The 19,869-nt window shown below is 34.0% G+C and carries 17 protein-coding genes and 1 pseudogene; 13 read left to right on the top strand and 5 right to left on the bottom strand.

Translation table 11 applies throughout. The features are described from left to right. The first annotated feature begins 150 nt into the window (after window positions 1-150). From dnaA to HMPREF3108_RS10130, 3 genes are all read left to right on the top strand, one after another. A complete protein-coding gene (gene dnaA, locus HMPREF3108_RS10140; protein ID WP_048777285.1) occupies window positions 151-1,503 on the top strand; it encodes a chromosomal replication initiator protein DnaA in 1,353 nt (450 codons plus the stop codon). Window positions 1,504-1,663: 160 nt separating this feature from the next. Further along, complete coding sequence (gene dnaN, locus HMPREF3108_RS10135) at window positions 1,664-2,800, top strand: DNA polymerase III subunit beta (RefSeq protein WP_008808038.1); 1,137 nt, start codon at window positions 1,664-1,666, stop codon at window positions 2,798-2,800. Next, entirely contained in the window at window positions 2,800-3,003 is a 204-nt protein-coding gene (locus tag HMPREF3108_RS10130) for a DUF951 domain-containing protein (protein ID WP_048777286.1), read from the top strand. Before dnaN ends, HMPREF3108_RS10130 begins: the two co-directional genes overlap by 1 nt. 18 nt (window positions 3,004-3,021) lie before the next feature. Here the strand turns inward: HMPREF3108_RS10130 and HMPREF3108_RS10125 are convergent, their stop codons facing one another. The 3 genes from HMPREF3108_RS10125 to HMPREF3108_RS10115 form a co-directional block, all read right to left on the bottom strand. Continuing rightward, window positions 3,022-3,540, bottom strand: coding sequence for a YehR family lipoprotein (locus HMPREF3108_RS10125; RefSeq protein ID WP_045504988.1), 519 nt, complete (start codon window positions 3,538-3,540; stop codon window positions 3,022-3,024). 68 nt (window positions 3,541-3,608) lie between these two features. Then, the gene (locus HMPREF3108_RS10120) at window positions 3,609-6,176 is read right to left on the bottom strand and encodes a YfhO family protein (protein ID WP_048777287.1); all 2,568 of its coding nucleotides are present in this window, start codon (window positions 6,174-6,176) and stop codon (window positions 3,609-3,611) included. Window positions 6,177-6,215: 39 nt separating this feature from the next. Then, entirely contained in the window at window positions 6,216-7,838 is a 1,623-nt protein-coding gene (locus HMPREF3108_RS10115) for an ATP-binding cassette domain-containing protein (protein WP_070494435.1), read from the bottom strand. A 229-nt stretch (window positions 7,839-8,067) separates the two neighbouring features. Between HMPREF3108_RS10115 and trpS the strand changes: the two genes are divergently transcribed. Next, window positions 8,068-9,090, top strand: coding sequence for a tryptophan--tRNA ligase (gene trpS / locus HMPREF3108_RS10110; protein ID WP_008808043.1), 1,023 nt, complete (start codon window positions 8,068-8,070; stop codon window positions 9,088-9,090). A gap of 104 nt (window positions 9,091-9,194) precedes the next feature. Beyond that, window positions 9,195-10,676: pseudogene (guaB, locus tag HMPREF3108_RS10105) on the top strand (IMP dehydrogenase). A gap of 102 nt (window positions 10,677-10,778) precedes the next feature. Here guaB and recF read toward each other — a convergent pair. Together recF and yaaA are read right to left on the bottom strand one after the other, a co-directional pair. Further along, window positions 10,779-11,864 (bottom strand): DNA replication/repair protein RecF, encoded by a 1,086-nt coding sequence (gene recF / locus HMPREF3108_RS10100; protein ID WP_048777290.1) that lies wholly within the window; start codon window positions 11,862-11,864, stop codon window positions 10,779-10,781. Between the two features lies 1 nt (window position 11,865). Beyond that, the gene (yaaA, locus tag HMPREF3108_RS10095) at window positions 11,866-12,258 is read right to left on the bottom strand and encodes a S4 domain-containing protein YaaA (protein ID WP_046164777.1); all 393 of its coding nucleotides are present in this window, start codon (window positions 12,256-12,258) and stop codon (window positions 11,866-11,868) included. Between the two features lie 154 nt (window positions 12,259-12,412). Here yaaA and yfmF point away from each other — a divergent pair, with 154 nt between their 5' ends. The 8 genes from yfmF (at window position 12,413) to HMPREF3108_RS10055 (ending at window position 19,835) form a co-directional block, all read left to right on the top strand. Beyond that, the gene (gene yfmF / locus HMPREF3108_RS10090; RefSeq protein WP_045772591.1) at window positions 12,413-13,660 is read left to right on the top strand and encodes an EF-P 5-aminopentanol modification-associated protein YfmF; all 1,248 of its coding nucleotides are present in this window, start codon (window positions 12,413-12,415) and stop codon (window positions 13,658-13,660) included. Further along, window positions 13,660-14,955 (top strand): EF-P 5-aminopentanol modification-associated protein YfmH, encoded by a 1,296-nt coding sequence (gene yfmH, locus HMPREF3108_RS10085; RefSeq protein ID WP_048777291.1) that lies wholly within the window; start codon window positions 13,660-13,662, stop codon window positions 14,953-14,955. The genes yfmF and yfmH overlap by 1 nt, the downstream gene beginning before the upstream one ends. 246 nt (window positions 14,956-15,201) lie before the next feature. Beyond that, the gene (rodZ, locus tag HMPREF3108_RS10080) at window positions 15,202-16,032 is read left to right on the top strand and encodes a cytoskeleton protein RodZ (protein ID WP_048777292.1); all 831 of its coding nucleotides are present in this window, start codon (window positions 15,202-15,204) and stop codon (window positions 16,030-16,032) included. Window positions 16,033-16,040: 8 nt separating this feature from the next. Next, window positions 16,041-16,580: a CDP-diacylglycerol--glycerol-3-phosphate 3-phosphatidyltransferase gene (gene pgsA / locus HMPREF3108_RS10075; RefSeq protein WP_008808050.1), complete on the top strand. Its 540-nt coding sequence runs from the start codon at window positions 16,041-16,043 to the stop codon at window positions 16,578-16,580. A 3-nt stretch (window positions 16,581-16,583) separates the two neighbouring features. Then, complete coding sequence (locus tag HMPREF3108_RS10070; protein WP_048777326.1) at window positions 16,584-17,408, top strand: energy-coupling factor ABC transporter ATP-binding protein; 825 nt, start codon at window positions 16,584-16,586, stop codon at window positions 17,406-17,408. Continuing rightward, window positions 17,393-18,232, top strand: a complete 840-nt coding sequence (locus HMPREF3108_RS10065) for an energy-coupling factor transporter ATPase (protein ID WP_011999571.1) — start codon at window positions 17,393-17,395, stop codon at window positions 18,230-18,232. The genes HMPREF3108_RS10070 and HMPREF3108_RS10065 overlap by 16 nt, the downstream gene beginning before the upstream one ends. After that, on the top strand, window positions 18,225-19,019 hold the full coding sequence (locus tag HMPREF3108_RS10060; protein WP_045772594.1) for an energy-coupling factor transporter transmembrane component T family protein: 795 nt from the start codon (window positions 18,225-18,227) through the stop codon (window positions 19,017-19,019). Before HMPREF3108_RS10065 ends, HMPREF3108_RS10060 begins: the two co-directional genes overlap by 8 nt. Before the next feature lie 186 nt (window positions 19,020-19,205). Beyond that, window positions 19,206-19,835 (top strand): LysM peptidoglycan-binding domain-containing protein, encoded by a 630-nt coding sequence (locus HMPREF3108_RS10055; RefSeq protein ID WP_045772595.1) that lies wholly within the window; start codon window positions 19,206-19,208, stop codon window positions 19,833-19,835. Window positions 19,836-19,869 lie beyond the last annotated feature (34 nt).

Genomic DNA, 19,869 nt, shown 5'->3' with positions numbered 1-19,869 from the left:
CAGAAAACTTTATATAGCAAGAAAAATCTTAACTTTCCACAACTTGTGGAAAACTTTGATAAACATTGTGGATTTCTATTCACAGTTGTGGAAAACTTTTTAAGTTTATGTTAAAATATTGAAGAATATTATAAGTAGAAGGGAGAAATAATGGCTCAGGAACAAGAATTTTGGGCGCGTGTATTAGAGTTAGCTCACACTCAGCTAAAAAAAACAACCTTTGACTTTTTTGTAGCAGAAGCCAAATTGATTAAAATTGAAAATAATCAAGCGACAATTCACTTAGATAGTCCTGTTAAAAAGCTTTTCTGGGAGCAAAATTTAGCAGATATTATCCTAACGGCTGGTTTCGAAATCTACAATTATCAAATTACTGCCTTATACGTATTTGAAATAGAAGACAGAGTTAAAGAAGAACCAGTTCATTTAACTTCACAGCAGCCTGATTTAACTGAAAAGAAAAAATCTCCTCCACTAGCTACTGGCTTAAAATCTAAATATACTTTTGAAAATTTCGTACAAGGGGATGGCAATCAGTGGGCAAAAGCAGCTGCCTTAGCTGTCGCTGATAATCTGGGAGGTATCTATAATCCCTTATTCATCTATGGTGGACCAGGTTTAGGAAAGACACATTTATTGAATGCTATTGGAAACGAAGTATTAGAAAACACACCTGATGCTCGGATAAAATATGTTCCTGCTGAAACCTTTATTAATGATTTCCTAGAACATCTTCGTTTAGGAGAAATGGATAGTTTTAAGAAAATCTATCGCAGTCTTGATTTATTATTAATCGATGATATTCAGGGACTTAGTAAAAAAGTATCTACTCAAGAAGAATTCTTTAACACTTTTGATAAATTGCATGGAGAAAATAAACAGATTGTTTTGACCAGTGACCGGAGTCCGGATTATTTGGAAAATCTAGAAGAAAGATTAGTCACGCGCTTCAAGTGGGGCTTAACTAGTGATATCACTCCTCCAAATTTTGAAACTCGGATTGCTATTTTGCGAAATAAAATTGAAGAATTTGATCTTATTTTTCCAAATGAAACAATTGAATATTTAGCTGGACAATTTGATTCAAATGTACGTGACCTTGAAGGTGCTCTAAAAGATATCAATTTACTTGCTAGTATGAAGCAGATTAAAGAGATTACTATCGATATTGCTGCTGAAGCTATTCGCTCTCGTAAACAAGCAGGTAGTCAACTATTAGTCATCCCAATTGATCGTATCCAAACTGAAGTTGGGAATTTTTACGGAGTTAGTGTCAAAGAAATGAAAGGAACTAGGCGAGTTCAAAATATTGTATTAGCTCGTCAGGTTGCCATGTACTTGACCCGAGAATTAACAGATAATAGCTTACCAAAGATTGGACGTGAATTTGGCGGAAAAGACCATACAACAGTAATTCATGCCCATGGAAAAATAAAAAGTATGCTGGAAGAAGACGATAATCTACGTCTAGAAATTGAATCGATAAAAAATAAAATAAAATAAAATAGTTGTGGATAAGTTTTTAAAAACATGGAAATTAATCCACAAATTGTGCACAAGTAAGAATACTTGCTGTAACTCTGATTGAACTATTTTTCCACATTATCCACATGGCCTACTATTACTATTAACCTTATAATCATAAATAATAAAAGGAGTTTTCATGATTAACTTTTCTATTAATAAAAATTTATTTTTACAAGCCTTGAACACAACCAAACGAGCTATTAGTCATAAAAATGCGATTCCTATTCTTTCAACTATTAAAATTGATGTTACTAACGAAGGAATTACCTTAATTGGTTCTAATGGACAAATTTCGATTGAAAATTTTATTTCTATAAATAATGAAAATGCAGGTCTCTTAGTTACTTCCTTAGGTTCAATCCTTCTTGAAGCGACTTTCTTTATTAATGTTGTTTCTAGTCTTCCAGATGTGACTCTTGATTTTAAAGAAATTGAGCAAAAGCAAATCGTACTGACTAGTGGAAAATCAGAAATTACTCTAAAAGGAAAAGATGCTGATCAATATCCACGTATTCAAGATGTACCAACTTCTAATCCCTTAGTTCTTGAAACAAAGATTTTGAAGGATTTAATTAATGAAACAGCATTTGCAGCTAGCTTACAAGAAAGTCGTCCTATTTTAACTGGTGTACACTTTGTTTTAACGGATCATAAGAATCTTAAAACAGTTGCTACAGATTCCCATCGACTCAGTCAAAAGAAAATTATTCTAGAAAAAAATGGGGATAACTTTGACGTTGTTATTCCAAGTCGTTCTCTACGCGAATTTACAGCTGTTTTTAGCGATGAAATTGAGACAGTTGAGGTTTTCTTTGCTAATCATCAAATTCTTTTTAGAAGCGAAAATATTAGCTTCTATACACGTCTATTAGAAGGAAATTACCCAGATACGGATCGTCTTATTCCCACAGAGTTTTCAACAGTTGTTACTTTTGCTACATCTGCTTTACGTGCTGCGATGGAACGCGCTCGACTATTATCTAATGCCACACAGAATGGAACTGTAAAACTAGAGATTGAAGGTGGCGTTGTAAGTGCTCATGTAAACTCTCCAGAAGTTGGCCGAGTAAATGAAGAAATTGATGCTGAAAATGTTTCAGGAGACAATCTAACTATTAGCTTTAACCCAACTTATCTTATTGAAGCTTTAAAAGCTGTGAATAGTGAAAAAGTAACTATTAGCTTTATCTCAGCTGTTCGCCCATTTACTCTTGTGCCTAGTGATCAAGAAGAAGATTTCATTCAATTAATTACTCCAGTGAGAACAAACTAATGTATGATAAAGGAAGTTATGTTGAAATGAAAAAGCCACATGCCTGTACGATTAAGTCAACAGGTAAAAAGGCAAATCGTTGGGAAATCACCAGAGTTGGAGCGGATATAAAAATTCGTTGCACAAATTGTGATCATGTTGTCATGATGAGCTGTTATGACTTTGAGAGAAAAATGAAAAAAGTCTTAAGTGATGAAACTTAAGACTTTTTATTATTTTTATTATTTTTTTAGTTCTTCAAATTTACCATTTTCGACTTTTTTGAAGCCACTTTTTTCAAGCGCTTCTCCACTAGCTTTCATACTAATTTTTTTAGCATTTTTTTCGTTAGAAATCATCATACCTGGAAGAGAGGCTAATTCTTTTAAATCAGCTTTGTCGTAATCAATTTCTATATTTTCTTTAATACCGTTTTTATCAAAGGAGACTTTTTCTTTAATTCCTTTGACTGTTTGATATTGTTTTGAAAGCTCTTCTATTTTAGCTTTAGCAGCATTTTTTTGCTCTTCTTGGCTTTCATCGATTCCTAAAGACTTATAAGAAATGAAATTTTCAGTAGTTTGTTTGGTAACTACGTCACCTTTATGATAATAGGTCAGACGCATATCAAATTGATTTGATTGATCAATTCTTTGGTAATAAGTAACATCTTCTTTTTGACCACAAGCTACTAAAAGAAAAGCAAAACATACTGTAAGTATAGTAAGGGACAATTTTAATAAATGATTTTTTTTCATCATGGAAACCTCCTTCATATACAAATATTATAAAATAAATTTTTAAAAATTCAAATAATTTTTTTGAATTATCATCTTTTTTTGTAATTATAAAGAGTGAAAAGAGTAATTCCTAAAATAAAGCATCCTATTCCTTCCTTAAAACCTTTAGGAATAAATTTTAGGATAACTCTTCCTGTTCCTTTTTTTACATCAACCTTCATGAAACCATCTTGAGCCTTGTAGATAGTAACTGGGTGACCATTTTGTGTTGCACTCCACCCCTTGTCGTAAGGTAAAGTTAAAAAGAGAGAGGAATCTTTTTGAGCTTGATAATCTACAGTTATTTGGCTATTTTTTGTAGTAACTTCAACTTTTTGAGAATGAATTTTATCAATTGCTTCTTGAAAGTGATTGATATTTACTTTGTAAAATTCAGGTTTATCAAAAGAAACTTGAGAATTATCAGGAAATGTAAAGCGAACAGTTACAGTTTGTTTATCCGTAAAATGACCAAGATTAAAAAATGTAAAGACATTATTTGTTGTAAAGCGTCTTGTTTCGTTTCCTATCGAAATATCAACAACTGTCTGATCATCATTAGAAAAATGTATATTTGGAAGACTGACATAAACTTGACTATTCTCAGGAACATCTAGTGTATAAGTCATACTAGCAAAGCTCTCATTATTCTCTTTGTCAACATTTACAGTGATATGATCATTATTTTCAATAATGTTATGAGAGTTTATTGGATGAATTTTTTGAAAGTACTTATAGTTTAAGCCTGATAATTGATTTAGAAATTTTGTTTGATTATCAAGAGTTAAATTATTAAACTTTACATCTTTGTAAACTTTATTAGTTAAAAAAGCTAAGGTAGTTGCATTTTTATTTTGATATAGGGTTAGATTCTTTTCTGTTTTAATTGGAGTGAATCCATACTTTTGAGGATTTACTTCAGAAATATTATAAGCAAGTGAGAAGATAGCATCCATTAAAATGCTGTTGTTTTGATAGCGTAGATTAAGATTAGTTCCAGTTGATTTAAAACCAAGTTTATCTAGAGTTGAACTTGTCATTGTATTTCGAACAGAAGAAAATTGTGAAATACCATTGTAGTTATATTTCATACTATCATTTCCTGTTTGAGGATCCAATGTCTCTGTGCGAAAAAATTCTGTATTTTTATCTTTTGAATACTTTACAAGCTTGTCAATTTCTTTTAAATTTTTAGCATAGGAAGAACGGCTAGCAAATACCCATTCTTTAGCAATGCCATCAACTTGGTAAAAAGCGTTTAAAGAAACTTCAAAACAAACAAAAGCTAATGTTGTAACAAAAAACACTTTCTTTGAAATAAAAGATTTAGTAAAAGTACCAAATATTAATAAGTAGGCTAAGAGAAACTCTAAAGTTAAAATAAAGTTTACAGGTCCTAAAAAATCATAATGTTTTCTAAAAACAAAAACAAAAATAAATCCAATGGATAAAATCGTGAAAGATATGATTAGATTCTTAAATTTAATTTGTTTAAGACGTTGTAAGGTTTCTGCTGCTAAAAAGATAATGAAAAGAGAGAAGAGCCAGGAATAGCGATGTAAAAACATATTAGGCGCGTGCATCCCTTGCCAAAACAAGTCTAATCTTTCAAGAGAAAAACTTGCAATAAATATTATAATTAGAAAAAAATAGGAAAGTTTCACGTGAAACTTAATCGATTTTAATGTAAAAAACAGGATAGCTAGCAATAGTGGAACTATTCCAACATAAATCATTGGAATGGATCCATATTTAGTTGTATCAAAGCTTCCAATAAAATTTTTAGCAAAAATATCTAAAAACCAAGTTTTTTCTGTAAACAGTCTATCAACTGAAGTTAATTTTTCTCCATGAGTTTTTAAATCCAAAAATGTTGGCAAAATCATAATTAGACTTGTGACGCCAGATAATATTGACACAATTGTAAAGTCTAAAAAAGTTTTAATTCTATTTTTAAAATCCCATGTTGTTTGAACAAAAAACCAAAAAATTAAAAATAGTGCCATCATATATCCAAAATAATAATTCTGGATAAAGAGAATTGACAAACTCGTAAAGTATAATACTCGATTTTTTTTGAGGAGTAAAAGGTGTAAACCATAGAGAATTAGAGGAGCAAGGATAAAGACATCTAGCCAAGTTTTGATTTCAATTTGACTAGTTGCAAAACTCATAAGAGAATAGCAGGTTGACAGCATTAAAATAAGAAAGTTTGGTATTTTTTTAAATATTCCTTTTAAACTGATAGCAGCTGTTAATCCAATTAATCCAAATTTAATCAAGGTAAAGAGATAGACAGCATCTGGCATATTTTCTAGATTGAAGAAATAAACAAAAGGAGATAAAAAACTTCCTAAATAGTAACTAGTCAAAGCATAAAAGTTTAAACCTAATCCACTTGTAAAGGTATAAAAAAGACTATCACTGCCATGAAGAATATTTCTAAGCGTAGTATCAAAGATAACATATTGATGAAAGCCATCTCCTAGTAAAGGAGATGTATCACTATTCCAATAAATACCTTGGGAAAGATATACAATGAACATAATTAAAAAAGGAATTAAAAATGCTGCAAAGTAAACCCAATAATTTTTAAAATAATTCTTTATTTTTTTCATAAACTATATATAGCTAAAAAGCGAATATTCATTCGCTTTTTAGTCTTTCCATAATTCTTTTACTTTTTGCTGAACTTCTTGATTTTCTAAGAATTCATCATAAGTTTCATCAATACGATCAATCACACCATCTTTAGATAACACAATAATATGATTTGCTAATGTTTGAATAAATTCATGGTCATGGCTAGCAAAAATAATGGACTCTTTGAAGTTTTTCAATCCATCATTTAAGCTGGAAATTGATTCCAAATCTAAGTGATTTGTTGGATCATCCAATACTAAGACATTGGATTTAAGCAACATCAATTTAGAAAGCATAACACGAACTTTTTCTCCACCTGACAAGACGTTTACAGACTTGTTAACCTCATCTCCAGAGAAAAGCATACGCCCAAGAAAACCTCGGAGGAAAGTATTGTCATCTTCTTCTTTACTTGCAAATTGACGCAACCAGTCAAGGATTGATTCACCACCAGCAAAATCACGAGAATTATCTTTAGGTAAATAAGATTGACTAGTTGTTACACCCCACTTAACAGTTCCTTCGTATTCAATATCTCCCATTAAAGCACGAATTAAGGCTGTTGTTTGAATATCGTTTTGACCAATCAAAGCTGTCTTGTCACCTGGGCGTAAAATAAAGCTAATATTATCAAGAATAGTTTCCCCGTCAATCTTGACAGAAAGATTTTCAACTGTCAAGAGGTCATTACCAATTTCACGTTCTGCTTTAAAGCTGATAAATGGGTATTTACGGCTAGATGGAACAATTTCTTCTAACTCTATCTTGTCAAGCATCTTTTTACGGGAAGTTGCTTGTTTTGATTTGGACGCATTGGCAGAGAAACGAGCAACGAACTCTTGAAGTTGTTTGATTTTTTCTTCTGCTTTGGCATTTCGGTCAGCGAGTAGCTTAGCCGCTAGTTCGCTTGATTCTTTCCAGAAATCATAGTTTCCGACATAGAGCTTAATTTTTCCAAAGTCAAGGTCGGCCATATGAGTGCAGACTTTATTCAAAAAGTGGCGATCGTGGGATACAACAATAACTGTATTGTCAAAATCGATAAGAAAGTCTTCCAGCCAACTAATCGACTGAATATCCAGACCATTAGTTGGCTCGTCCAGAAGTAAGACATCAGGTTTACCAAAAAGGGCTTTTGCCAAGAGTACTTTAACCTTGTCCCCATTAGAGAGTTCACTCATATTTTGGTAGTGAAGATCTTCTGGAATATTTAGGTTTTGCAAGAGTTGAGATGCTTCACTTTCTGCTTCCCAGCCACCTAGTTCAGCAAACTCTCCCTCAAGCTCAGCCGCTCGAACACCATCTTCATCTGAAAAATCTGGCTTCATGTAGATAGCATCTTTTTCCTTCATGATACTGTAAAGTAGGTCATTTCCCATAATAACAACATCAATGACTCTTTCATCTTCGTAGTCAAAGTGATTTTGACGAAGAACTGAAAGACGTTCATTAGGACCTAATGAAATATGACCAGTTGTTGGTTCAATATCTCCAGCTAATATTTTTAAAAATGTTGATTTTCCAGCGCCATTGGCACCAATTAAACCATAGGTATTACCAGCTGTAAATTTGATGTTAACTTCATCAAATAATTTGCGGTCACTGAAACGTAATGAAACATCTGATACTGTAAGCAATATAATTCTCCTCTTTAATATAACTAGTACTATTTTACTAGAAAAATCACCATATTTCAAATAATTCAAGAAGAAACTCTTGTTTTTAATTGTAAAATTTTTGTCAACTTATTGTCAATTAAATTGACAAAGTTGTAAAAGTTATTTTTATATAGAAATTTATCCAATCTCCTTTCTCATTTTTATTGAAAATGTTATAATGAATTCAACATTAATTGAGGAGAAATAGATGACAAAGCCTATTATTTTAACAGGAGATCGGCCAACTGGAAAATTACATATTGGCCATTATGTAGGAAGTTTACGGAATCGAGTTCTTTTACAAAATGAAGGAAAATATGATTTATTTGTTTTTTTAGCTGATCAACAAGCCTTGACAGATCATGCTAAGGACCCACAAACAATTATTGAATCAATAGGGAACGTAGCTTTGGATTATTTAGCTGCTGGTTTGGATCCAGAAAAGGTTACTATTTTTATTCAGAGTCAAATTCCTGAACTTGCTGAATTAACAATGTACTACATGAATCTAGTCTCTTTAGCTCGGTTGGAAAGAAATCCAACTGTCAAGACAGAAATAGCTCAAAAGGGCTTTGGTCAAAGTATTCCTACAGGATTTTTGGTTTATCCAATTTCTCAGGCGGCTGATATTACAGCTTTTAAGGCGAATTATGTACCAGTAGGGACTGATCAAAAGCCAATGATTGAGCAAACTAGAGAAATAGTTCGTTCTTTTAACAATGCTTATCAAAAAGATGTCTTAGTTGAACCGGAGGGAATTTATCCTGAGAATGAAGCTGCAGGAAGATTACCAGGGTTGGATGGAAATGCTAAAATGTCTAAATCATTAAATAATGGAATCTACCTTGCTGATGATATGGACACACTTAAGAAAAAAGTGATGGGAATGTACACAGACCCTAATCATATTAGAGTAGAAGATCCGGGAAAAATCGAAGGTAATATGGTTTTTCATTATCTGGATGTTTTTGGAAGACCAGAAGATCAAGCAGAAATTGCTGCTATGAAGGAACATTATCAAAGAGGCGGCTTGGGTGATGTAAAGACAAAACGTTATTTATTGGAAATTTTAGAAAGAGAGTTGGGCCCTATTCGTGAGCGTCGCATAGAGTTTGCTAAAGATATGGGACAAGTCTATGATATGCTTAGAAAAGGAAGTGAAAAAGCACGTCAAAAAGCTAGCCAGACTCTTTCTGAAGTGAAATCAGCTATGGGGATTAATTATTTTTAATAGATGATTGACAAATCATAACAGAGTGGTATTATATTATAAATTAAGTTGGTCTAGAACATGGTTCTACTATATGGATGAAAATAGAAAAGAGGAAACTTCGAATGTCTAATTGGGACACTAAATTTTTGAAAAAAGGTTTTACCTTTGATGATGTATTGTTGATTCCAGCTGAAAGTCATGTGTTGCCTAACGATGCTGATTTAACTACGAAATTGGCAGATAATTTGACTTTAAATATCCCAATTATTACAGCAGCAATGGATACCGTAACAGAAAGTCAAATGGCCATTGCTATTGCGCGTGCAGGTGGTCTTGGAGTAATCCATAAAAATATGTCTATTGCGCAACAAGCAGACGAAGTTCGTAAGGTAAAACGTTCTGAAAATGGTGTTATTATTGATCCATTCTTCTTAACACCAGGACATACAATTGCTGAAGCAGATGAATTGATGGGACGTTATCGTATTAGCGGTGTTCCAGTTGTTGAAACATTAGAAAACCGTAAGTTGGTTGGTATATTGACCAATCGAGATTTACGTTTCATTTCTGATTTCAATCAACCTATTTCTAATCATATGACTAGCGAAAATTTGGTTACAGCTCCAGTTGGAACAGATTGAGAAACTGCTGAGCGTATTCTTCAGGAACATCGTATTGAAAAACTTCCTCTGGTTGATGAAGATGGTCGTCTTTCAGGTTTAATCACGATTAAAGATATTGAAAAAGTAATTGAATTTCCAAATGCTGCTAAAGATGAGTTTGGTCGTCTTCTAGTTGCTGGTGCGGTAGGTGTCACTTCAGATACATTTGAACGTGCAGAGGCTCTTTTTGAAGCAGGTGCTGATGCTATTGTTATTGATACAGCTCATGGACACTCTGCAGGAGTTTTGCGTAAGATTGCTGAAATTCGTGCTCATTTCCCAGACCGCACTTTAATCGCAGGAAATATTGCAACTGCTGAAGGTGCGCGTGCCCTTTATGAAGCAGGTGTAGACGTTGTCAAGGTTGGTATTGGCCCAGGTTCTATCTGTACCACTCGTGTGATTGCTGGTGTTGGTGTCCCTCAAGTGACTGCTATTTATGATGCAGCAGCTGTTGCGCGCGAATATGGTAAAACAATCATTGCTGATGGTGGTATTAAATACTCAGGTGATATTGTCAAAGCTCTAGCAGCAGGTGGAAATGCTGTTATGTTAGGTTCTATGTTTGCAGGAACTGATGAAGCTCCTGGGGAAACCGAAATTTTCCAAGGACGTAAGTTCAAAACATATCGAGGTATGGGATCTATTGCAGCAATGAAAAAAGGTTCAAGTGACCGTTACTTCCAAGGTTCTGTCAACGAAGCTAATAAGTTAGTTCCAGAAGGAATTGAAGGCCGTGTAGCATACAAGGGTGCTGCAGCTGATATTGTCTTCCAAATGCTTGGAGGGATTCGCTCTGGTATGGGTTATGTTGGAGCTGCAAATCTACAAGAACTACACGAAAATGCTCAATTTATTGAAATGAGTGGTGCTGGATTGAAGGAAAGTCATCCTCATGATGTTCAAATTACAAACGAAGCTCCTAACTATTCAGTACAATAAAAAATGCGCTATATTTTGGTGCATTTTTATTTTACAATGGATATAGAAATCTTTACATTATATGTAAAGGTTGTAAAAATAGAGTTTACAATATTGTAAACTCTATTTTATATTTCCATTTGAAATTTCAAAAATCTTGATATCTTTAGGTAGGTTTTTTAGGTGTTCCAAAGTAGTTGTGGTAATAAAGGTTTGTATTTCTTGAGAAATTGTTTCTAGTAATTTAAGTTGACGATCATTGTCAAGTTCACTCATCACATCGTCAAGCAGGAGGATAGGAGATTCTTTTGTTATATTTTCAATCAATTTTATTTCTGCTAATTTAAGAGAGAGTACCACACTTCTGTGTTGCCCCTGACTTCCATAATTAGCATCCATTTGATTGATAAAGAAAGCTATATCATCTCGATGAGGACCTACACCAGTATTTTGTTTAAATAAATCTCTTTTTCGATTTTTACTTAAGCTTAATCTAAAACTTTCTTCAATACTGTCAATATCTTGTAAAGGTACAGAGGATAGATAGTCAATTGTTAAAGTTTCTTTTTTTTGTGAGATATCAAGGTGTTTTTCCTGAGCGAATATTTCGAGTTTCTTTAAGAAATCTAGACGATGTTTGATAACACGACAACCATATTCAATAAGCTGTTCGTCTAAAACAGATAGAAAATTCTCATCAATGTTTTGACTATTCTTTAAATAAGAATTCCTTTGTTTAAGGACATGATTGTAATTGGAAAGATCAGCTAGATAAATAGGCTTGATTTGACCTAATTCAATATCTATAAATTTTCGTCTTAATGAAGGTGAACCTTTAATAAGTTGTAAATCTTCTGGCGCAAACAGAACAACATTCATTGCCCCAATATAGTCAGACAGTCTATTTTGCTTGAGATGGTTGATTTTAGTAATTCGTCCCTTAGCTGTCAACTCAATGTCAAGCGGAATTGTCCCCGTCTTTTTTTCAAGGATACCAGATACTTTGAGATCTTTTTCTTGAAAATGAATAAAATCTTTATCTGATCTAGTTCGATGACTACGAGTCAATGCTAAGAAATAAATTGATTCTAGAATATTTGTTTTTCCTTGTGCATTTTGACCAAGAAAAACGTTTAGACCAGAGTGAAAGTTGATTTCCGCGTCTTGATAATTACGAAAATGTTTAAGAGTCAGTGATTTTAGCCACATATTATGTTCCTGGGAAGCGTACAGGGGCTTTTTTCTCTTGCTTTATACCTGTTTGCTTTCTGTTATTCTTTTTGGGAGCAGTAGTATTTTTTTTAAGATTTTTATTCATTTCTTTAACCATGTTAGCAATGCGTTGTTTTTCAGCTGTTTCTTCTGTATGCCGAACTTTTTCGTCTGGACTTGGTTCAAGAATAGATAGAGTTAGGTTTTCTCTAGGAATCGTTATTTGGTCTCCAACTCGAATTTTTTTTCCTCGTCTTGTTTCTAATTCACCATTGAAAAAAACATCATTTTCAGCTAAAAACGCCTTAATAGCACCGCCACTTTGGATTACTCCAACCTCTTTCAGGAGAGCTTGCAGTGTGATATATTCATCAAATAATTTATAATCCATATTTCACCTCAATCCTTGTCATTATACCATATTTTAAGACTGAAAGTGTATAAAATATTCAGGAAAGAAAACGTTTTAATCTGTTATAAGGAACACCAATTTCACATCATTTCGTGATATAATAGAATTCATATTAGGAAGCAAGAGGAACCTTATGGAATTAGCAAGAGGAGTCAATCTCCATTTTATTAAATCAACTAAATTCAAAACAAATAAAATAAAACTTCGTTTTTCTGCACCAATGAGTCCGGCTACTGTTGCTGAGCGAGTTTTGGTTTCTAGTATTTTAGAAACGGCAAATGCTGTTTATCCAACTTCTCAGCTATTTCGTGAGCGTTTAGCTAGTTTATATGGATCAAATTATTCAACCAGTGTTTCAAAAAGAGGTTTGGTTCATTATGTAGATATAAATGTTTCCTTTGTTAGGGATTCTTTTTTAAGTAGGAAAAACGCCCTAACAACGGAGATGGTTGAATTTATCAAAGCAAGTCTCTTATCTCCTTTAGTTGACCAGAAAGGTTTTGATTCCTCTATCTTTGAAATTGAAAAGAAAAATATTATTCATGAGTTGGAATCTGAAATAGAAAACCATTTTTACCACGCTCATTTGGAATTGAATAAGTTATTTTATTTAAGTGAAGAAATGCAACTTCCTCGGGTCTCAAGACTTGACTTAATGAAACAAGTGACACCTGAGACTAGTCTTGCAGTTTTTCAAAAAATGCTGAAGGAAGATAAGATTGATATCTTTTTTATCGGTGATTTTAATGAAGTGGCTATGCAGGAACAATTTTCTCAATTTGGCTTCACGGATCGTGAACAGGATTTACTATTGGATTATCAGCAACCTTTTTCAAAAATTTTACGAGAAGGGATTGAACAAAAGGAAGCTAATCAATCCATTTTAGAAATGGGATATCATTTCCCTATTCAATATGGAGATACTAGTCATATCCCTTTGATTGTAATGAATGGTCTTCTGGGTGGTTATGCACACTCAAAATTATTTGTAGAAGTTCGTGAGAAAGCAAGTCTGGCCTATACTGTTTCTAGCACTATGGATATTTTTTCAGGAATGTTACGAGTATATGCTGGAATTGATAGAAAAAATCGTAATAAAGCTATGACTTTAATTAACCGACAAGTAGCTGATCTAAAAAGAGGAAAATTTTCTGAAGAAGAGCTTCAACAGACAAAAAATATGCTTAAAAACAGTGCTCTCTTATCTCAAGATCGTCAAAATGCTTTACTGGAAACAACTTATTTGTCGGCTGTTTTAGGCAAGAAATTTTTAAGAGTCGATGAATGGTTAGAAGTTATGGAAAATGTTAAGAAGGAAGATATTGTTTTAGCAGCGAATACCTTAAAACTTCAAGCGGTGTACTTTATGGAAGGGAAATAATGCAGAATTTAGCGCTGAAAAAAATAGAATATACAGCTATTGGAGAAAGTCTTTATCGGGTAATTTTACCAAATGGATTGCGACTTTTTTTACTTCCTAAAACAAATTTTCATGAGACATATGGTATTATGACAGTGAATTTTGGGTCAGTGGATACTTATTTTGTACCAAGAGGGACCAAGCAAGCTATCCATTATCCAGCTGGAATTGCTCATTTTTTAGAACATAAATTATTTGAAGATGAAAATGGAAATGACTTATTACAGGAATTTGTAGACTTAGGAGCAGAAAGTAACGCCTTTACTAGTTTTACAAAGACAAGTTATCTTTTTTCAACAACTGAGAATGTAGAAGAATGTTTGGAATTACTACAGGATTTGATTGGGGAAGCTTATTTTACAGAAGAATCTGTTCAGAGAGAACAAGGAATTATCCAGCAAGAAATAGAAATGTACCAGGATAATCCAGATTATCGTTTGTTTTTTAGCGCTTTAGCAAATCTATACCCAGGGACAGCTCTGGCACAAGATATAGCTGGGAATCGCGAGTCGATTGCTGAAATCACAGTGGAAGATTTGGATGAAAACTTTGAAACTTTTTACCATCCGTCTAATATGAGTTTATTTTTAGTTGGAAATTTTGATCTGGATAAAACTGTAACGACTATTAGTGAACAACAAAATTCGTATGAAATAGAGGATGAAAAATCAGCCATCAAAAGGCGTTCATTAAAATTATCTCCTGTAGTTCCAACTGCTAGTATGAGGATGGAAGTCAGCCGACCTAAATTAGCTGTTGCTATGCGAGGAAATGACAAAATTTCAAAGAGAAAATTATTTCGCTATAAACTTATTTTGAAATTATTATTTGATATGATGTTTGGCTGGACTTCTAAACGTTATCAAAAAATGTATGAAAATGGGAAAATTGATGCTTCTTTGACTCTGGAAGTTGAAGTAGAAGAACGCTTCCACTTTGTTATGCTGACGATGGATACCCAGGAGCCAGTAGCTCTATCTCATCAAATCCGTACAGCAATTAAAGAATTCGCTCAAGATATGGATGTAACAGAAGAGCATTTAGATATTGTTAAAAGTGAAATGTATGGTGATTTGATGCATGGTCTAAATTCGTTAGAATATATGGCAACGCAGTATGAAACCCTTATAGATGGAGAAAATCTTTTTGACTTGCCAAAAATTTTACAGGATATTCACTTAGAAGATATTTTAGAAGTTGGTCATGAGTTTATTGATCACTGTGACATGATAGATTTTACAATTTTTCCAAAATAATCCTAACAAAAGAAGAGAAAAATTTGGTACAATAGTCTGTAAAAAAATGATAGAAGATGTTTTCAGAAAAGAGGATATAAAACATAAAAAATGAAACAAAGATCTAGTCCCTAGTATTATCTTTGTAAGGCTGATTCATGTTATTGGCTATGAAATCTAGATTTTATAAATATGATAAACTTTAAAGCTTGTGACATCTGGCTTGGGCACAGCTTTTTCTAGTATTTTTTAGAGGAATTTGAACGTATGAGAAAAAAAACGATAGGTGAGGTATTAAGGTTAGCTCGAATTAATCAGGGACTAAGCCTAGAAGATTTACAACAAAAAACAGATATTCAGTTAGATTTATTAGAGGCTTTAGAAGCAGATGATTTTGATAAACTACCTAGTAGTTTTTATGCCAAATCTTTTCTCCGTAAGTATGCTTGGGCAGTAGACTTAGACGAAAAAATCATTTTAGACGCCTACGAATCAGGTAGTATGGTTACTTATGATGAAGTAGATGTTGATGAAGAAAATATGGGGAGAAGAAGAAGCAACAGACAAAAAACATCTTATTTGCCACTTTTCTATTTTTCTGTCATATCGTTGGCAATCATTGCCTTTGTAACTTATTATGTCTGGCAGTATGTTAACCAGATGGAGACGGAAACTGAGAATTCAGCCTCTTCAAGTTATAGTGTGGTTAAAAGTGAAGGATCTTCAGAATCCGCTTCAAGTAGCTCTAATCAGACTAGTTCTTCCTCAACCACATCATCTAGTAGCAATGCTTTGACAGTTTCTGGTAGTGGACAGAATCTTACAGCTACTTATTCTGGGGCAAAAGATCCTGTAACCATCAAATTATCCGTCACATCTGCAACCAGTTGGGTCAGTTTGTCAGGAACAGATTTGGACAATGGGGTTGTTTTATCTCCAGAAAATCCAAGTGTAACAACTACTGTGTCTCCTGGTTCATCTACAGTTATCACCTTAGGTGTTGTAGAGGGTGTAACGGTCTCTGTAAATGATCAGATCCTTAATACGTCTGCAATCAATACCCAATCGGGAACGATTACTTTAACAATCAATAATTGAGAATGCTTATGAAAAAAGAAAATATTCCAAATGCTTTGACGCTCCTGAGAGTGGCGTTAATCCCAATTTTTATCCTATTACTAACCCTTGGTTCATCTAAGACTGCTCATGTCATTGCTGCGATTATCTTTGCGGTGGCCAGCATTACTGATTATTTGGATGGATATTTAGCTCGCAAATGGAAAGTTGTCACCAATTTTGGGAAGTTTGCTGATCCGATGGCAGACAAACTTTTAGTTATGTCAGCATTTATCATGCTGATTGAAATGAAAATGGCACCTGCCTGGGTGGTAGCTGTGATAATTTGTCGAGAATTAGCTGTGACCGGATTGCGTCTTTTGTTGGTAGAAACGGGAGGAACTGTTTTAGCTGCAGCGATGCCCGGTAAGATTAAAACATTTACACAGATGTTTGCTATTATCTTCCTACTAATCCATTGGACGCTTTTAGGACAAATCTGTCTGTATATCGCTTTAATCTTTACAATATATTCTGGTTATGACTATTTCAAAGGGAGCGCCTATCTCTTTAAAGATACCTTTAAATAAATGATGAAAAATATTATCGAAGTACACAACCTCAAATATAAATACGATAACGATGCTGAAGAATACATTTTAAATGATGTAACGTTTCACGTGAAACAAGGTGAATGGTTGTCCATTGTTGGTCATAATGGGAGTGGTAAATCGACTACGATTCGTTTGATTGATGGCCTTTTAGAAGCTGAAAGTGGAGAAATTTTTATCTTAGGTGATCAACTGACTCCAGAAAATGTTTGGGAAAAACGTCGTCATATTGGAATGGTTTTTCAAAATCCAGACAATCAATTTGTTGGAGCAACTGTAGAAGACGATGTGGCTTTTGGTTTGGAAAATCAGGGAATGGACCATGAGACTATGGTTGAGCGAGTAAATGAAGCGCTTGAGATCGTAGGGATGCAAGACTTTAAAAATCGTGAACCAGCTCGTCTTTCTGGAGGGCAAAAGCAGAGGGTGGCTATCGCAGGAATAGTGGCTCTTCGTCCGGATATTATTATTTTGGATGAAGCGACTAGTATGTTGGATCCAGAAGGACGTTTAGACCTGATTCAAACAGTGAAACGCATCAAAGATGAGAATCAAATGACGGTCATTTCGATTACACATGACTTGGATGAAGTTGCACTTAGTGACCGTGTTTTGGTCATGAAAAAAGGAAAAGTAGAATCAAGCAGTACAGCTAGAGAGCTGTTTTCAAGATCAGATTTACAGGAATTAGGACTTGATGAACCCTTTTCAAATCAAGTCAAGGCAACCTTGAATGAAGATTTTGATTTGCCAGCTGACTATCTAACAGAAAAAGAATTGCAGGAATCTTTATGGGAATTACTTTAAAGAATGTTAGTTATACTTATCAAGCAGGCACACCATTTGAAGGGCCTGCCCTTTTTGATGTGAATTTGGAAATTAAAGATGGCTCTTACACTGCTCTAATTGGTCATACTGGTAGTGGAAAATCTACTATTTTGCAACTTTTAAATGGCTTGTTGACACCTTCTGTAGGAAGTGTCACTGTTAATGATATAGAAATTACAGCTACTTCTGTTAATAAAGACATAAAGCAAGTAAGAAAAAAAGTTGGTTTGGTGTTTCAATTTGCAGAAAGCCAAGTCTTTGCGGAAACAGTTTTAGATGATGTGGCATTTGGTCCACAAAATTTTGGAGTTTCTAAAGAAGAAGCGGAACGTTTGGCGCGTGAAAAACTTCTTTTGGTAGGAATTTCTGAGGACTTGTTCTCACGTAGTCCTTTTGAGCTTTCAGGAGGACAAATGAGACGAGTAGCTATTGCTGGAATCCTAGCAATGGAGCCTGAAGTTTTAGTCCTTGATGAGCCGACAGCTGGGTTAGATCCAGCAGGTCGTAAGGAACTAATGGAAATCTTCCAAGGTTTACATGAGGATGGTATGACTATTGTGCTGGTAACTCATTTGATGGATGACGTGGCAAATTTTGCTGATACTACGTATGTTCTGGAGAAGGGACATTTAGTGAAAAGTGGTTCTCCAAAGGATATCTTTCAGGATGTGGAATTTATGGAAAAAATCCAACTGGGAGTCCCTAAGATTACAAAATTTGCTCAAGGTCTGGTAGAAAAAGGTTTAAACTTGCCTAATTTACCGATTACAATTACTGAATTTAAGGAGATACTGCATGGATAAGATGATTTTAGGGCGGTATATTCCGGGTAATTCTCTGATCCACCGTTTGGATCCTAGAAGTAAACTATTATCTATGTTCTTGTTTGTTTTAATTATTTTTTGGGCAAATAATTTAGCAACAAACCTTTTGCTTTTTGTTTTTACATTTTTTTTAGTTTTTCTTTCTAGAGTCCCTATTGGATTTTTTGTAAAAGGTCTCCAATCTATGCTTTTCTTGGTTGCCTTTACGACTGTTTTTCAGCTCTTATTTACTACAACGGGAAATACTCTTGTCCAATTTTCCTTTATTCGCATTACAGATATAGGCTTAGCACAAGCAGGCATTATTTTTAGTCGATTCGTTTTGATCATTTTTTTCTCAACATTGCTCAGTTTGACTACAATGCCTTTAAGTTTGGCGGATGCGGTAGAAGCTCTCCTAAAACCTCTGACTGTTTTTAAATTTCCAGTGCATGAAGTAGGCTTGATGTTATCAATGAGTTTGCGATTTGTACCAACCTTAATGGATGATACTGTTCGAATTATGAACGCTCAGCGAGCTCGAGGAGTGGATTTTGGTGAAGGAAATATTGTACAAAAAGTGAAATCCATTATACCGATTTTGATTCCTTTATTTGCTTCTAGCTTTAAAAGAGCAGATGCTTTAGCTATTGCAATGGAAGCGCGTGGTTATCAAGGAGGAGATCAAAGAAGTCGCTATAGACAGTTAAAGTGGCAAAATAAAGATTCCTATGCGATTCTTGTCTTATTAATTTTAGGAGCTATATTATATTTGCTAAAAAATTGATGTCAAGTCTGGGTTTTGTGTTAATTTCACATATTATTTAAAATTAATATGTAGAAGTACGATGGATAAGGCAATGTTGGTGTTTAAATAAAATACATTTGTAATTTTTGTAATCCTATTTTAAATAACCTGTAATATTTAAAGTGTATGATGGAACTATCAGTGAAAAGGAGAACCAGAATTATAATGAAATTACAACCAATGAAAGGTGCCTTCGCATTTGTTGCTACAGCAGCTACCCTATTTTTGACAGGAGTTGTAGCTAAGGCAGACACATATACAGTAAAAGCTGGCGACACCTTGTCAAAAATTGCAAAAGAAAAATCTACAACTGTTGAAAGCTTAATTAAATTAAACAAGCTTGAAAATCCAGATTTAATTTTTGAGAATCAAGTGCTAGAACTTGGTGATACAAAAGCTAATAAAAAGGCACCTGCTGTTGCTCCAGCACCAGGACCAGCTACACAAGCTAATCAAGCAGCACCTGCACCGGTGGCAACTATTACAGTCCCTGCACCATCAGCTAACTATTCTACCTATAATTCTACACCTGTTCTTGCCAACGGTAATACAGCAGGTGAGACAGGTACTTATGCAGCAGCTCGCATGGCTGAGTTGACAGGAGTTTCTGCTTCAACTTGGGAAGCAATTATTGCTCGTGAATCAAATGGTCAAGTAAACGCCTATAATGCTTCAGGTGCTAGTGGATTATTCCAAACTATGCCAGGATGGGGTTCTACAGCAACTGTTGAAGATCAAATCCAATCTGCATACAATGCCTATAATGCTCAAGGTTTATCAGCTTGGAATTATTAATATAAAATTAAAAACGGCTCAAAGCCGTTTTTTT

This window comes from Streptococcus sp. HMSC10A01 (assembly GCF_001807785.1).
In the GTDB taxonomy this organism is placed as follows: Bacteria; Bacillota; Bacilli; order Lactobacillales; family Streptococcaceae; genus Streptococcus; species Streptococcus gordonii.
Note: the sequence above shows the minus strand (reverse complement) of the source record. Positions and strands in the feature narration are given on the sequence as shown.

What these genes read in the sequence shown, in the direction of transcription:
- dnaA (WP_048777285.1), top strand. Translation starts at nt 151, where the DNA reads ATGGCTCAGGAACAAGAATTTTGGGCGCGTGTATTAGAGTTAGCTCAC.
- dnaN (WP_008808038.1), top strand. Translation starts at nt 1,664, where the DNA reads ATGATTAACTTTTCTATTAATAAAAATTTATTTTTACAAGCCTTGAAC.
- HMPREF3108_RS10130 (WP_048777286.1), top strand. Translation starts at nt 2,800, where the DNA reads ATGTATGATAAAGGAAGTTATGTTGAAATGAAAAAGCCACATGCCTGT.
- HMPREF3108_RS10125 (WP_045504988.1), bottom strand. Translation starts at nt 3,540, where the DNA reads ATGATGAAAAAAAATCATTTATTAAAATTGTCCCTTACTATACTTACA.
- HMPREF3108_RS10120 (WP_048777287.1), bottom strand. Translation starts at nt 6,176, where the DNA reads ATGAAAAAAATAAAGAATTATTTTAAAAATTATTGGGTTTACTTTGCA.
- trpS (WP_008808043.1), top strand. Translation starts at nt 8,068, where the DNA reads ATGACAAAGCCTATTATTTTAACAGGAGATCGGCCAACTGGAAAATTA.
- recF (WP_048777290.1), bottom strand. Translation starts at nt 11,864, where the DNA reads ATGTGGCTAAAATCACTGACTCTTAAACATTTTCGTAATTATCAAGAC.
- yaaA (WP_046164777.1), bottom strand. Translation starts at nt 12,258, where the DNA reads ATGGATTATAAATTATTTGATGAATATATCACACTGCAAGCTCTCCTG.
- yfmF (WP_045772591.1), top strand. Translation starts at nt 12,413, where the DNA reads ATGGAATTAGCAAGAGGAGTCAATCTCCATTTTATTAAATCAACTAAA.
- yfmH (WP_048777291.1), top strand. Translation starts at nt 13,660, where the DNA reads ATGCAGAATTTAGCGCTGAAAAAAATAGAATATACAGCTATTGGAGAA.
- rodZ (WP_048777292.1), top strand. Translation starts at nt 15,202, where the DNA reads ATGAGAAAAAAAACGATAGGTGAGGTATTAAGGTTAGCTCGAATTAAT.
- pgsA (WP_008808050.1), top strand. Translation starts at nt 16,041, where the DNA reads ATGAAAAAAGAAAATATTCCAAATGCTTTGACGCTCCTGAGAGTGGCG.
- HMPREF3108_RS10070 (WP_048777326.1), top strand. Translation starts at nt 16,584, where the DNA reads ATGAAAAATATTATCGAAGTACACAACCTCAAATATAAATACGATAAC.
- HMPREF3108_RS10065 (WP_011999571.1), top strand. Translation starts at nt 17,393, where the DNA reads ATGGGAATTACTTTAAAGAATGTTAGTTATACTTATCAAGCAGGCACA.
- HMPREF3108_RS10060 (WP_045772594.1), top strand. Translation starts at nt 18,225, where the DNA reads ATGGATAAGATGATTTTAGGGCGGTATATTCCGGGTAATTCTCTGATC.
- HMPREF3108_RS10055 (WP_045772595.1), top strand. Translation starts at nt 19,206, where the DNA reads ATGAAATTACAACCAATGAAAGGTGCCTTCGCATTTGTTGCTACAGCA.